The sequence below is a fragment of the Streptococcus downii genome (genome assembly GCF_004353325.1).
GTDB lineage: Bacteria > Bacillota > Bacilli > Lactobacillales > Streptococcaceae > Streptococcus > Streptococcus downii.
Genome location: NZ_MZNX01000009.1, coordinates 81,489 through 96,088, shown reverse-complemented (window position 1 = coordinate 96,088; position 14,600 = coordinate 81,489). Strand labels below are relative to the sequence as shown.

Annotated in this window: 9 protein-coding genes; 1 reads left to right on the top strand and 8 read right to left on the bottom strand. The window is 40.3% G+C overall.

Translation table 11 applies throughout. The annotated features are described in order from the left end of the window. Positions 1–37: 37 nt before the first annotated feature. The 6 genes from E2R31_RS06655 to E2R31_RS06630 form a co-directional block, all read right to left on the bottom strand. Positions 38–781: a PD-(D/E)XK nuclease domain-containing protein gene (locus tag E2R31_RS06655; RefSeq protein ID WP_132973576.1), complete on the bottom strand. Its 744-nt coding sequence runs from the start codon at positions 779–781 to the stop codon at positions 38–40. A 24-nt stretch (positions 782–805) separates the two neighbouring features. Then, a complete protein-coding gene (locus E2R31_RS06650) occupies positions 806–3,007 on the bottom strand; it encodes an AAA family ATPase (protein WP_132973574.1) in 2,202 nt (733 codons plus the stop codon). A gap of 237 nt (positions 3,008–3,244) precedes the next feature. Further along, positions 3,245–4,006: a DUF6261 family protein gene (locus E2R31_RS09840; RefSeq protein ID WP_165941800.1), complete on the bottom strand. Its 762-nt coding sequence runs from the start codon at positions 4,004–4,006 to the stop codon at positions 3,245–3,247. Positions 4,007–4,031: 25 nt separating this feature from the next. Continuing rightward, positions 4,032–4,247, bottom strand: coding sequence for a hypothetical protein (locus E2R31_RS06640; protein WP_132973572.1), 216 nt, complete (start codon positions 4,245–4,247; stop codon positions 4,032–4,034). A gap of 407 nt (positions 4,248–4,654) precedes the next feature. Next, entirely contained in the window at positions 4,655–7,648 is a 2,994-nt protein-coding gene (locus E2R31_RS06635) for a type I restriction endonuclease subunit R (RefSeq protein WP_132973570.1), read from the bottom strand. A gap of 67 nt (positions 7,649–7,715) precedes the next feature. Further along, positions 7,716–10,349, bottom strand: a complete 2,634-nt coding sequence (locus E2R31_RS06630) for a DEAD/DEAH box helicase family protein (RefSeq protein ID WP_132973568.1) — start codon at positions 10,347–10,349, stop codon at positions 7,716–7,718. Between the two features lie 135 nt (positions 10,350–10,484). On the opposite strand from E2R31_RS06630, the gene E2R31_RS06625 reads away from it, so the two are divergent. After that, positions 10,485–11,102 carry a TVP38/TMEM64 family protein gene (locus tag E2R31_RS06625; protein ID WP_132973566.1) on the top strand — a complete coding sequence of 206 codons (618 nt, stop codon included), beginning with the start codon at positions 10,485–10,487 and terminating at the stop codon, positions 11,100–11,102. 322 nt (positions 11,103–11,424) lie between these two features. On the opposite strand, the gene scrK is transcribed toward E2R31_RS06625, so the two are convergent. Further along, positions 11,425–12,312 (bottom strand): fructokinase ScrK, encoded by an 888-nt coding sequence (scrK, locus tag E2R31_RS06620; RefSeq protein WP_000164288.1) that lies wholly within the window; start codon positions 12,310–12,312, stop codon positions 11,425–11,427. Between the two features lie 158 nt (positions 12,313–12,470). Further along, positions 12,471–14,357, bottom strand: a complete 1,887-nt coding sequence (locus E2R31_RS06615; RefSeq protein WP_132973564.1) for a sucrose-specific PTS transporter subunit IIBC — start codon at positions 14,355–14,357, stop codon at positions 12,471–12,473. Positions 14,358–14,600: the final 243 nt, after the last annotated feature.

The following is a 14,600-nucleotide window of genomic DNA, read 5'->3' as shown; positions in this document are numbered from 1 at the left end:
AAATGTATTACCTATCCATATTTAAATTGTTTTACTTCTAATGCTTTATAACTAGAACACGAATATCGTCATCCAACAGTTCTATATCACGACGAAACTCTATTTCATCTCTAATTTCTCCTAGATCATAAATAATATACATTTGCTTAGAATATTGCTTACTATAGGCGGACACATCTGCATTTATTTCTTCGATAATCTTAGATTTTCTACCTTTTCTAATTAATTTTACTTCTATAGCTAATCTTAAATTCGGTATTATAAAGTCAGGAATATATTCGCGACCAGAAAAATTAAATTTCCCTGCTTCTCTATCATAATCTATACCTTTTGACCATCCTCTTCCAATAAAAAGAGACTCCAAGGCATTTTGAATATCTAGTTCTTTTTCGGGAAAACTGAAAAGTGCTGATCGTAATTTTGTTCTTATAAAATTCTCAAGATTATTAAACTCATCCTCAACAAATTCTAGGGAGCTACTTAAATTAGAAAGTAAAAATTCTAAATTAGTTAATACACTTTCCATTAATGTTTTCTGTTGTGGCCAAGTCATATTATCTGGACTTAAATTTTTCAATTTATAAAATACTAAATCTTCAGTATTATCTAGTATGTCATATGATCTTTTTAATAATCTATTATAACTTTTTGCATATTCTACACAAGAATTGTATCTTCCTACTACATCCGAAGTATCACTCAAAGTTGTATTAATAATTTTAGACAGTGTCTTACTCTGATTGAGTAGTAGTTTTATTTTTTTTGTTTTTTCAAATTCCATTTACTTCTATATCCTACATTAAAATCATTTCTCGTCATCAAATTTCCAATAGTGTTTAAAATGCTCTTCATAGTGATTATCTTTAAAAATTTGATAAAAAAGAGCTCTCATCTCATCAATAGTTTCTGTATATTGAACTGCAGTTGTATCATCTATTCCATGAGAATTGACATTAAATAATTTCAAATACTGCTCATTGTCTTTATAAAAAATTTCTTGATTCAATGCATTAAACTTCAAAAATGTTTCTATTATCCTTCTTATCGTATTTAACATTGAGAGTTTATGACCACACTCATACAAATCCTTCAGTTCTACCCACATGGCTTCATAATTAGTTTTAAAATCGTCTTTTTCACTTAAAATTTTAATAAACTCGTGATGATCAATGCGATAAAAATTATTTTTATCATATTTGGTTCTATCATTCTTGTCTTTGAAATTACCATGAGGTTGAACATTTAAATAAAAATGGATATTATGAGTCAAAATTACCATGATGTCTCTATCTTCATTAAATTTATCTCTATCTTTACCTTGGTAAAGTCTTTGTAGTTCCCAAATAATTAGATATTGCATTTTATCATCATTCGAACTCATTGGATCATCAAAAACTATTATTTTTTTCTTCCTGCTCCCTTCTTTAACTTCCTCCAAACGCTCAATAAAATATAAAAATGCAATGACATTTTTCTCACCCGTTGACAATTGTTTTACACTTCTATATCGTTCCCCTTCTTTTATTCTGTAATATCCTAGGTTATCATCATCTACATGATCTAACTCCCAAGAAACTTTTAAACGAAGTTTTTTATTTATTCTCTCAATAGCTTCTTTTTCTGCCTTTGGTTTTAATTTATCAACCTGGCTCCGATAATCAGCTAAATTTTGTTCCAATTCTTTCTTTTTATCTTCTTTTTGACTATATACTAATTCTTTTTCCTCTTTTTCACTCTTAAGAACAGTTAGTCTTTCTATTTGAACATCATATTGGAAGTTCTCAAGTAACAATTTTATTTCATGATATCGAATTGCATCCCTAGCCTCTTTTTGTTTATTTTTAATATCTAAAACATTTTTATTATGTATTTCAATAAGTCTATTTATTTCAGCATAATTCACATTATTTGGTACAAATAACTCTAACTTTTCACTTTCCACAAAGAGATTGCTCTCTTTCTGTTCTAATGTTTTAAGTAATATTTCTAAATAGGATTTCTGCTCTGCTAGAGACTCATTCACTTTCTCACTTTCTTTTTCAACCTCGTCTTTAAGATCTGGAAAAAAATCATCAGTACTTATCTTGTCATTTACAGCAATCTCATTAAGCAAGTTAGTAATTTTTTCTTTACCAACTTTAATCCGATTTTGTAGTTCCTTCACCTCATCTGCTGAAAAATATCTCTCCAACTCCATCAATACTTCATCAGAAAGTTCATTCCCACAAAACGAACATATGTTTTCTTCTTTATGGATTTCTAAGCCTTCTTTAGCGAAGTTGATTTTTCTTTGGTTGTCTAATCTATCAATAAGGACTCGTTCAACGACTTTACTTGAAATAATTTCATTGACAGCTTTTATATAATTTTCAAAATTAATTTTCTTCTCGCTAATGCGAGCAATTTCTTTCGGAACGCTCTGCAATATCTTCCTATAAAGATTTATATCAGTTTCTTCTAAACGACAGGCACTTTTTATTTCTGATTCAAAAATTTTTTTATTATATGACCTTGGGTTATCTACAATAACAGGATCCGTATTTAATGAAATAGTTCTGGCAGAATCCTTATAAAAATTTTGTATTTTCCTATCTTGTTCATTAAACACTCTACTTTTCTCTAAGCACTCATCATACAAAGTTGGTTCTTCATTCTCACCATTTTTTTCAACAAGTAGTTTTTTAACTAAAGACAAGTCCTGTTCTGTTTTTGTAATTTTTTCTTTTAACTCTTTTATTTCTTCCTCTTTTTCACTTGCATTAACAGCTAATGAAAAAGCATCTAGATTCTCATTTTCTCCTATCAAAGAATCAAAACCATTAAAAACATGTACTTCAAATTCCGATTGTTTTTGATTATAAATTCCTTTACTTAATGTTGATTTACCTGACCCGTTTCTTGCATAAATAAAATTCTTTGAAGATAACTCTAATTGCTTACCTTTAAAAAGCGGAGTTAGAGAATCTTCAAATTTAATCTGTTCCAAATTGATAATAGTACTTGCCATAATACAACCTCTATGTATATTGTTAAAAATTAATTTCCATCAACCACCAATATGTTTCTTCGCTATTTAGCAATTAACTTAGATAAATCATAATCTGTCTTCTCACCATTTCGACACAAAAAAACATTAAAATATTGAATTTTCATTTTTTAACCTCCATTATCTCATAATAAAATTATACCACGAATCCACCCAAAAACGCCTTTAGATAATAATATATCTAAAGACGTTTATTTTTTATCCTGCCACTTGTGTAGCTTCTTCTACTTTTACTTTTTTATCCTTCTTACTTGAACCAGTCAATCGACGTTTACTATCTCGGATTGTATTGAGTTCCTTAAGGAGTTTGGTCAGGTGTTCTTTTTCAGGATAGGCTTCTGCACTGGCTGCGGTGTAGCGCATAAAGAGGTCGTAGATGCTGGTTAGTTCGGTACGAACTTGTCTGGTCTTGCCGACTTCCTTGGCAGACTTATGCGCACGCGCCTGACTTTCCACCTTATCATACTCCTCCTGCGCACTAGTCACCGCCTGTAGCATAGGTGTCAGGCCTAGACTGGTCACTGCTGTCTGGTAGGGTTCTTCGCTTAGAGTTTTAAGCAGGCTCTTGATTTCTGCCGTTTCTACATCGTTACTGTGCTTGGTGATGTCCTTGTACTTGGCAAAGACTGGTTTCAAAGTCTCATGGGCTTCTTTGAGTTTGGTTTCCTTGATCTTAGCAAAGCCTCGATGAAGAGTAAAGAGACCGACTAGGGCACTGTCACGATTTCGATCGACTTCGGTCAGATTCGTCGCCTCTTTCTTTTCTACGATAGCGAGTTGGCTTTGGAAGTCTGCTAGCTTGCTCTTGAAGGAATCGAGATGCTTGCCATACATAGGCTCGTCCTTATGTGCCTTGGCAAAAACTTCTAGTAGTTGACCCGTATCTACCATGAGACTTTCAAACTCACGGTTGGTAAAGTTGGTATAGCTTAGCGGATGGATAGTGAATGTTTTTGTCATGATGATAACCTTTCTATTTAACGAATCATTTGTTTTTTTCTTTATCAAATAAAGACTGGATTAGTTCTGGAAGATAGACCTGTTTTTGATCTGTTTTTACAATACTTCTTTGTCTAACAGGTTGAATCAAAGGTCTCTCCTTTCCTACATAGACTTGAAGCAATACAAAGACCAAAAATAGGAGCCCCCATAGAGGAAGTACCGATAGGATACTCTCCTCATTTTCTTTATCTTCCTTCATCAGATTTCTCCTTTAAGTTGATAAGACAATTCTAACAAATAGCACTGAACTTATGACACTCATCCGCTCAACTGTCTACTTTATCATCCCAACAGCACTTTTTCAGTCTATTTCTTGCTTTTACTGGATAAATCAGCCATTTCAGAAACAAAAAATCCCTATCTGACTGGAAATACACTCCGTCTGTCAGATAGAGACTCTTACTATTTTCAACTTTTAACTTTTCTAGCTTTAGAATACATCTAAACTTTAGGAAAGACGACTATTCGAAAGTTCGAAGACCTCAAAACTTTCTCAGCTAGACTATTCGAAGCTTAGAATACTCATAAATTTATGTATTTCTTATCATTCTCAGCTTAGAATACATATAAACTTTAGGAAGTGTATGTCTTCGAAACTTCGAAGGACTATCTCCCCACTCTGAGTGGCTCAATGACTTCTTCGACAAGTTGCTTACAAGCTTCCTTGATTTGTTTTTTATAGAGGAGGGGATTAAGTGCATCCGCCACTTCTATCTTATAGTCCTGATAGCGCTGGCTCTTGGTCAGCTGGCTCTCTCCTAGTTGTTTCTTGGCTCCCTTGCGGTAGTGCTCGACATAGTAACGGAGTTCATCCTCTCCGATATACCAACGTTTGCTAAAGACTTGGATATGTTGCTGGATAACCGCCTCTATCATCTGGTCCAAGATATTGGCAATGGACTGACCACGATAGCTTTCTGGCTTGTCCTGTACTTCCTTCCATAGTTCAGTAATAATCTGGGCAAGATTTGGATTGGTCTTCTCAAGGCTCTCAATATAGCTATCCACTGCCTCTCTATCTTGAGCGCTTAGGTTCTTTTCTTGACTCTGACCTTGCTCAATCAGGCTTTGGATTAAGGTTAGGATATAGGCATAGTTGATCTCATCCACTTGGATAGACTCTAGTTCATAGTGAATATCAAGGGGTTCCCCATCCTCACCACCATCATCTCTTCGGCTTTTTAATTCAGCTAGGATGTTTTGATAGAAGCCAAGATAGGTTTCCAATTCTTCTGCGCTAAGTCCTGTCTGCGCGTAGATTTCTTCCTCATCATACTCTTTATAAACTCGGATAGAAGCTAGGTATTTATCAAAGACCTGATAGGCCTTGGCGAGCTTTCTCAACTCAGGTGTAGAAATCTGCTCGATTTGGAGTCCTTCCTCAGGATCATCGGTGATGAGATTTTGGAAATCACTGCAACTCCGTAAAAAGTTCCTCTTTTCCTCTTCCCAGCTAGGGGCTAGGACCTCGTTTTCTCCACCATTTGAGTAGAGCTTGAGGGCATTATCCACTGCTTCCTTAAAGGCTAGAGGCTTTTGGAAAGTGATGATATGACCATAGGATTTACTAGAATCAAAGATACGGTTGGTACGACTAAAGGCCTGAATCAAATCCTGCGGTTGCATGGGTTTGCGGTCGATAAAGAGGGTCGATAGACAAGGCGCATCAAATCCCGTTAAGAGACGATTGACCACGATAACCAAGTCCAACTGCTCCTTGCGATAGAGGTATTTATCCTGTTTTCGAGCAAGGCGGTTATTGACATCCGTATTAAAGCCACGGAGATCTGCCATGGTAAAGTGGGTATCAAACTCTTGGTTGTAATCTAGCAAGACCTGCTTCATATGGTCTTGGTTGGCTCTTGACTCTTCTTCATTTTCTGTGACCGAGTAGGTGATGGTTGCCTTTGGAAAGTCAGGCAGGACCTGCTTGACCCTCTCCGACACCTTGACACGTGTCTGACCAGCCTTGACTCGTTTGAGTAGGTCATAGTAGGCTTGGGCTTGAGGGATGGATTTAACGGTTAGGATGGCATTGTAGGTCTTACCTACTCCCTTTTGGAAGCCTAGCTGTTGGCGGGATTTATTGATAATGGCATCCAAGACTTCCAGCATATGCTCCTCATCTTCGTAGACACTATCTGGGACTTGATCTTCAGACTGATCTGTGATGAGAGTATTACGGTAATCGACCTTAAACCCTAGAACTGCGCCATCATGGATTGCTTCCTTGACGGTATACTCATGTAGACGGTCTCCATACTGTTGCTGGGTGGTTTGGGCTAGGTCGCCGACTTGCTGACGTTTATTTTCCTTAAAGATAGGCGTCCCTGTAAATCCATACCAAAGGGACTGTGGGAAAAAGGCTTTAATGTCTTTTTGTGTCTGTGGAGTCACGGCACGGTGGCATTCATCCACGACAAAGGCCACTCGGAGTCCCTTGATTTTGTCCGCATCACGCTGGTAAAGTCCTTGGTCAAACTTGCGCATCATGGTGGTGATTTTCTGGATGGTGGTCACCACGACACGCTTATCATTACTTTCTAGTCGCTTGACTAGGTCATGGGTATTATCCGTCTCGTCGATATCAATGACATCATTGGTCGCATAAGAGAGGAAGGATGATGTGGTCTGTTGGTCCAAGTCCCTGCGGTCAACGACAAAAATCGTCTTTTGGATAGATGGAATCTGGAGGAGATTCCGAGCTACCTTATAAGAAGTCAAGGTCTTTCCTGAACCTGTTGTATGCCAAACATAGCCTGATGCTTGCTGGCGAGAGGCTTCTTGCACTGCTTCGATGGCGTGGATCTGATAGGGACGCAAGAGGATGAGAGCTTTCTTGCTGTCATCAATGACCGAATACTGCATGACCATTTGATGGGCACGAGGGATAGAAAGGACTTCGTGGGCAAAACTCGTCAAGCTCGTTATAGGTTGGTTATCCTTATCCACCCATTTGGTTAGAAATTGCTTATTGAGTTTATTTTCCCTAGCTGCAGCGATATAGCGAGTGTCTACCTTATTGGTCACAACAAACATCTGTAAACTAGAGTAGATGCCACGGAACTTGCCTTCGCGGTCATATTTTTTAATCTGATGAAAGGCATCTAAAAAGGGAACTCTAGGACTTTTAAGTTCAATTTGAATCATGGGCAAGCCATTGATGAGGAGGGTCACATCTAGCCTACGGTCTTGATCTAGGGGATTGGCCCTGTCTCTCTCGACTTGATTGACAACTTCATAGCTAGACTTACCAGCTGCGATATTGTCTCGCCAGATGACGGATAAGCGGATGGTTCCTAGGCTTGCATCCTCTCTTTGAACCTCGACTTTGGCAATGCCGTTTTCACCGACCAACCACTTGGCAGCATCATAGTAGCTGATAAAGTTGAGTTGGTTTTTTATCTGGCGTTTTTCCTGCTCTGTCAAAGGATAGTCTGCTAGCAGGGCAACGTTGTTTTGGGCTAGTTTAGTAAAGAAATTGTCCCATAATTGGTCTTCTGTTTTTAAATCTTCTCGATAAGTCCATTGACTTTCCCCAGTTACCAGTTGGGTGATTAGTTGTTTTTCTATCTCCAGTTCTGGTTTTACTTGCATCATTCTCTCCTTTATAATGCACAATTTTACTATATTATATCATGTTTCAGATGGATTTTTCCATACGCTCCTACTCCAACCGGCTCTTAACCTTCTTCTTAGTCAAGGTACGGTCGTTTTTATTGGAGAGAGCTTTGATACGAGCTTCGAGAAGAGTTTTCCGTCCGGCCTCTGTTCGTGTGTAGACGAGGTGATAATGTCCGATAGTCGGAGTCAGAAAGTCGAGGAATTTCTGCGCTTCTTCCTTGCGCTTGTCAAAAAGACTAGGCACGGCATAGTAAGGTGACTGATCTTGTCGGACTTTCTCTGCCTTCAAGAGATAGCGCTGATTGTCCACTGGAGCAAAGAATTCTCCCACAGTCTGAGCAAACAACTCCTTGTTCCTCATGCTTCCTCCCTTGAGATAGACAAAAATCATATAATTTCCCTTGTCCTCCTCTACCTGAACGCGGGATTGACCGTCCGTTAGATGCCCCAAATCTAGCAGAGCCTTTCGAATCTGCTCACCCAGAGACTGCAATCGTTTATAGGGACTCTTATAGCAGAGGTAGCGCCAAGATGCAAAGGCAAAAAAGAGGAGACAGGCTGCCGTAAGCCACCAAACTCTAATCAGTCTCAATCTAAACAACAAGAGCAATAAATCCACTGCTAGGAGCAACAAAGACATGCGAACCCATTTTAATGCATCAAACTGGAGCATGATTGGAATCTTCTGTTGTTGAGCAGCGACTTCAGTGACAATCTCAAATCGATCTGCCACTACGAGAGCATCTTGCCATTTTTTGCGCAAGCCTGCTCGATCCTTGGAGAGACTCTTAACTCGCTCATTATACTCGCTGATTTGCTTTTTCCTAAAAGGGGGCTTGGGAAAATCCAAACGATCCAAACCGGTCTCAATACTCTCCTGATTATAGGCCAAGCCAAGAAAATGCTCCATCCGTCGCGACAAGGTCTGCAGATCCTGATTGCTCTCTGGTCTAGGCTCCTCACCAGGAAGAGTGATAAGTGCTTGCGCTTGAACGGCTACCAGATGCCAGATGTTGCTGGTCTTTTCTGGATGTCCCGGCCAGATACGAATGGCACGGCCACGCATCTGGTTACTTAGCATAAAGCTCCCCACAAAGCTTCCGAGTATTAGGGAATTAACACAAGGAGCATCCCAACCCTCTCCGAGGAGAGATTTGGTTCCGACTAGGACTTGAATCTGCCCTCGTTGAAAAAGCTCCGTCACTGCCGCTACGATTCCCTTAGCTGAGCTAGGAAAACCAACCTGCACATAATCTTTTGGATCCAAGTGACCAATAGATGAGAAACTAAGAGGAACCTGAGGCAAGAGTTCCTTCAACTCTGCTACCACATCGGTAGGCAAAATAACGACACTCCCTGACAAGACAGCCAAAGATACAGGTATCTCATGCTCCTGAGCTTTCCGACGAATGCTTTCAAAATAAGGAAGAACTCCCAACTGAGAAATCCCTGCCTGTCCATCTCCCAGATAGGTGACAAAATCCTTGCGAATATAGTCAGCTAGTACTAACTGTCTCAGTTCCTGACCTAGACTCTCATACTCCGTCAAAAAGATATCGGCAATGGCAGACAACTTCCCCAGAGATTGGGTTAAAAGCTGGTCAGAAGCCTTAGACTTAACCAGATAAACCTGACGTTTTTCCACCAACCCACGCGCCTTCAACTCCGATTCTAACTTTTCCCTAAATCCATTTGAATCCTCGTACCAATCTGGAGTTTGATAGAGAACACTCTGCAACAACAGCTCGAGCCAGTAGGAGTTCACCTGAGGCAGACGTTTCGCCCCCAAAAGATTCTCTAAAGAGTCAGGAATGGTCAAGCCTTGAGAATACATATAGATCAAAATAGCCGACAAGTACTTAGGGTCTTCTAGTAGAACATCGGATGAAATGTCTCCTTTGAGTACCTTTGAACCTGACACTAGAGCTTGAAAGTCAGGATTGACCAAAAGCTGATGGATATACTCCCACTTTCTATCTTCAAACTGCCTGAGGTGTTCCGACTCTTCAGCTGTTGGTGAACAGATATAAACAAAATCCTGATGAGGGCAGAGGGTGTCTTCCTTGACTAATTCGGGTACTGTTATTTCTTGGTCGATTTCCCCACACATACGGATATAGCGTTCCCAGAGTTCTGGCTCGCTGTCATATGGTGGTGTGGCTGTCAGGGAGATGACTTGCAGCTGTTCATACTGCTTGCGAAAGGCTTCCAGACTTTTCCACCATTCATTGCGCAGATGGTGGCATTCGTCCAAGCAAAGAGTCGCAACTTTCTGAGCTCTTAGACTTGCAAGCAAATCGAATCCCACAAAATCCTCTGCTTCACCATCTTCTTGTGATTGCAGTTGGTTCATGGCACTATGAAAAGCCTGATAGGTCACAATCGTTAATGCTTTCATCTCCTTTAAGTTTTGGGAAACGAGATCTGAAATCTTCTGTTCGTTCTCTAAAAAGGCTGTTTGAATCCTGTCCACCCATTGTTCACGAATGGTGACAGTCGGAACTAAAACAAGGGCTGGGTTGCCAAAACGAGCGATTAGCTCGATACCAATGGTGGTCTTTCCAGACCCTGGTGCAGCCACTAGGTGAACATGGCCATCTGCTTGATAGTCTTGAAAACGATCCAAGACCTGTTTTTGGTACTTTCTCCATCTTCCTTTAAAATTTAAATCTAACATTTCTTTCACCATTATATCTCTTGACTTACTCCTTTAATTGTACCACACTTATATAAAAAGCAAGATAAGGAATCAAATTAGTCTTTATAAGAAAAATATGGTATAGTAGAACCATACTATCTATAAGGAGTTTCTATGTCACAGCATAAACAAATGAAAGCTGTTTCTCCCCTTCTGCAGCAAGTCATCAATATTTCGTCTATCGTCGGGGGAGTCGGCACCTTGATTTTCTGCATTTGGGCCTATCAGGCAGGAGTCTTACAGTCAAAGGAAACCCTATCGGCCTTTATCCAGCAAGCTGGGGTTTGGGGGCCACCACTCTTTATCTTTTTACAGATCCTACAAACCGTTGTTCCGATCATTCCGGGAGCTTTGACCTCAGTGGCTGGGGTCTTTATTTACGGACATATCATCGGGACTGTTTATAACTATATCGGCATCGTGATTGGCTGTGCCATTATCTTTTACCTCGTGCGCCTCTATGGAGCTGCCTTTGTCCAGTCTGTCGTCAGCAAGCGCACCTATGACAAGTACATCGGTTGGCTAGATAAGGGCAATCGTTTCGAGCGGTTCTTTATCTTTATGATGATCTGGCCTGTCAGTCCGGCTGACTTTCTCTGCATGCTGGCTGCCCTTACCAAGATGACCTTCAAACGCTATATGATTATCATCGTTTTGACCAAGCCCTTTACCCTAGTGGTTTATACTTATGGTTTGACCTATATTATTGATTTCTTCTGGCAGATGTTTTGAGCATAGAAAAATCCGTTTGGGAAACCAAACGGATTTTTAGATCATAGATAGACTATAGCCTGATACTAAATATACTTTGGTATGGAAATCATGCTTATTTTCGATAGTGAAGCGAGGGCTTACCTTGCCTTTCCGCTGTGATAGAAAGACCTGAAATCTAATGATTTCAGGTGTTGGGAAACTTTGAGACATTAGGCTCAAAGTTTAGGTATGGAATTTCGAAGAAAGTCGCTACCGTCCGTAATCACTTAAGGAAAGGCTCAAAAACATTTTCATCAAACAAAACATCCGTTTGGTTTCCCAAGCGGATGTTTTCTTTGTTTTATTTTGCGACACTCTTAGCAAGGACAAAGTTCCCAAGTGTTGCAGAACCATTTCCTGCGACTGCTGGAGTCACGATATAGTCGCGCACGTCTGGTACTGGTAGGTAGCCGTTGAGAAGAGCTGTGAATTTCTCACGTACACGGTCCAGCATGTGTTGCTGTGCCATGACGCCACCACCAAAGACGATCACGTCTGGGCGGAAAGTTACTGTAGCATTGACCGCAGCCTGAGCGATATAGTAGGCTTGAACGTCCCAGACAGAACTGTTGAGTTCGATGTTTTCACCACGAATACCTGTACGAGCTTCCAAACTTGGTCCAGCCGCAAAGCCTTCCAAACAGCCCTTGTGGAAAGGACAAACGCCGTTAAATTCTTTCTCCACATCCATTGGGTGTTTAGCCACATAGTAGTGACCCATTTCAGGGTGACCGACACCACCGATAAACTCACCACGTTGGATAACACCTGCACCAATCCCTGTACCGATCGTGTAGTAAACCAAGTTTTCGATACGACCACCAGCATTGTTACGAGCAACCACTTCACCATAGGCAGAGCTGTTTACATCTGTTGTGAAATACATAGGTACGTTGAGGGCACGACGAAGGGCACCAAGTAGGTCTACATTTGCCCAGTGAGGTTTTGGAGTCGTTGTGATAAAGCCATAGGTTTTTGAGTTTTTATCGATATCAATCGGACCAAAGGAACCGATGGCAAGGCCTGCAAGATTATCGAATTTTGAAAAGAATTCGATGGTTTTATCGATGGTCTCGATAGGAGTTGTTGTAGGAAATTGTGTTTTTTCTACAACATTAAAATTTTCATCTCCGACAGCACAGACAAATTTTGTACCGCCCGCTTCTAAGCTTCCATATAATTTTGTCATGATAAACCTCTTATCTTTGTTTTCTCTATTATAGCACATTTTAAAGGGCTAGATTTCTCAATATTTTAGATTTTCCTCTGTAAATCTTACCATCCAAGTAAAAACGAACAAACATGATATTTGTTCGTTTTGTTTTTAGATTTGATTTTCGAAGAAGACTAGGCTTTCACTTCGATGATAGCGTCACCCTTGACAACAGAGCCACTTGCGACTGGTGTCACAGAAGCGTAGTCTGCTGTGTTGGTTACGATAACCATTGTTGTGTCGTCAAGACCTGCAGCAGCGATTTTGTTTGAGTCAAAGGTTCCGAGAACATCACCAGCTTTGACCTTGTCGCCTTGAGCAACTTTTTGTTCAAAGCCTTCACCGTTCATAGTCACCGTGTCGATACCAACGTGGATCAAGATTTCAGCTCCATTTGCTGTCTTCAAACCATAAGCATGTCCTGTAGCAAAAGCAATCGATACTTCTGCATCAGCTGGTGCGTAAACCACGCCTTGGCTTGGTTTTACAGCGATCCCTTGTCCCATTGCACCACTTGAAAAGACTGGGTCATTAACATTCTCAAGAGCAACTACGTCCCCAACGATTGGAGTTTGGATTGTTTCATTTTGAGGAGCTACTGGAATGTTACCAGTTGTTTCTTCTTGAACCAAACGTTCTGTCGCTACTTCAGAAGCAACTTCTTTTTCATCCTCGTAACCAAACATGTATGTAAGGGCAAAACCAAGAACGAATGATACAGCTACCATAAGAAGGTATTGTAGAAGTTGTCCGTTACCAATGTAAAGCATTGTACCAGGGATGACTGTGATACCATTACCAGTACCAGCAAGTCCAAGGATAGATGCCAATCCACCACCGATTGCACCAGCAATCAATGAAAGGAAGAATGGTTTACGGAAACGCAAGTTAACCCCGAAGATAGCAGGCTCAGTAATACCTAGGAAGGCAGAAAGAGCAGCTGGGAAAGCAAGTGTTTTAAGTTTAGGATTCTTCGTTTTAACACCAACGGCTACTGTCGCAGCACCTTGAGCAGTCATGGCAGCTGTGATGATAGCGTTGAATGGGTTAGCATGGTCAGCAGCAAGCAATTGAACTTCAAGCAAGTTGAAGATGTGATGAACACCTGATACGACGATTAATTGGTGAACTCCACCAATCAAGAAACCACCAAGTCCGAATGGCAAGTTAAGAATAGCTTTTGTTCCAATGAGGATGTAGTTTTCAACAACGTGGAAGACTGGTCCGATAACAAACAATCCAAGGATTGACATTACAAGGAGTGTTACGAACGGTGTTACCAAGAGGTCAAGTACATCTGGAACAACTTTACGAACAGCTTTTTCAAATTTAGCTCCGACAACCCCGATGATGAAGGCTGGAAGAACTGAACCTTGCAAACCTACAACTGGGATAAATCCGAAGAACTGCATTGCAGTTACTTCACCACCAGAAGCAACAGCCCAGGCATTTGGAAGTGAGTCAGATACGAGCATCATACCAAGGACGATACCAACGGCTGGGTTACCACCGAATACACGGAAGGTTGACCATACAACCAAACCTGGCAAGATGATGAAGGCTGTATCTGTGAGGATTTGGCTGTAAATGGTAACATCTTCTGGAAGTGTCATTCCAAGAGCGTTCATGAGACCACGAACACCCATGAAGAGACCAGTCGCTACGATAACTGGGATGATTGGCACGAAGACGTCACCGAAAGTACGGATAGCACGTTGGAACCAGTTTCCTTGTTTAGCAGCTTCTGCTTTCATGTCTTCTTTAGAAGAGGTTGGCAAACCAAGGGCAACCACTTCGTCGTACATCTTGTTTACTGTACCAGTACCAAAGATGATTTGGTATTGGCCTGAGTTAAAGAAAGCTCCTTGAACTTTATCCAAGTTCTCAATCACTTCCTTATTGATTTTCCCTTCATCTTTGACCATGACACGTAGACGAGTCGCACAGTGGGCTACACTGTTGACATTTTCACGTCCGCCAAGGGCTTCGATGACCTTTTTTGCAATATCCTGATTGTTCATTTGCAAAAATCTCCTTATAAAATTTTGTTCTTGTTTGAAAGCGATTTTATCCGCCCTACGACTATTATTTTATCATGTTTCTAAAATATGTCAAGCGTTTTGCAGAAATTTTTATTCCCTTTCTTTTTTCTCTGATTATTTTTGCTCGTTTTTGAGGGAAATTCTCTTTTTCCTCAAAAAAATATCTTTATACTTGAGGAATCAAGGCTTTTATTTACATTTTCTTTCATTTTTTCGTGAAAA

Excerpts from the sequence above, each read along its gene's own strand:
- E2R31_RS06655 (WP_132973576.1), bottom strand. The coding sequence starts at position 781 with ATGGAATTTGAAAAAACAAAAAAAATAAAACTACTACTCAATCAGAGT.
- E2R31_RS06650 (WP_132973574.1), bottom strand. The coding sequence starts at position 3,007 with ATGGCAAGTACTATTATCAATTTGGAACAGATTAAATTTGAAGATTCT.
- E2R31_RS09840 (WP_165941800.1), bottom strand. The coding sequence starts at position 4,006 with ATGACAAAAACATTCACTATCCATCCGCTAAGCTATACCAACTTTACC.
- E2R31_RS06640 (WP_132973572.1), bottom strand. The coding sequence starts at position 4,247 with ATGAAGGAAGATAAAGAAAATGAGGAGAGTATCCTATCGGTACTTCCT.
- E2R31_RS06635 (WP_132973570.1), bottom strand. The coding sequence starts at position 7,648 with ATGATGCAAGTAAAACCAGAACTGGAGATAGAAAAACAACTAATCACC.
- E2R31_RS06630 (WP_132973568.1), bottom strand. The coding sequence starts at position 10,349 with ATGTTAGATTTAAATTTTAAAGGAAGATGGAGAAAGTACCAAAAACAG.
- E2R31_RS06625 (WP_132973566.1), top strand. The coding sequence starts at position 10,485 with ATGTCACAGCATAAACAAATGAAAGCTGTTTCTCCCCTTCTGCAGCAA.
- scrK (WP_000164288.1), bottom strand. The coding sequence starts at position 12,312 with ATGACAAAATTATATGGAAGCTTAGAAGCGGGCGGTACAAAATTTGTC.
- E2R31_RS06615 (WP_132973564.1), bottom strand. The coding sequence starts at position 14,357 with ATGAACAATCAGGATATTGCAAAAAAGGTCATCGAAGCCCTTGGCGGA.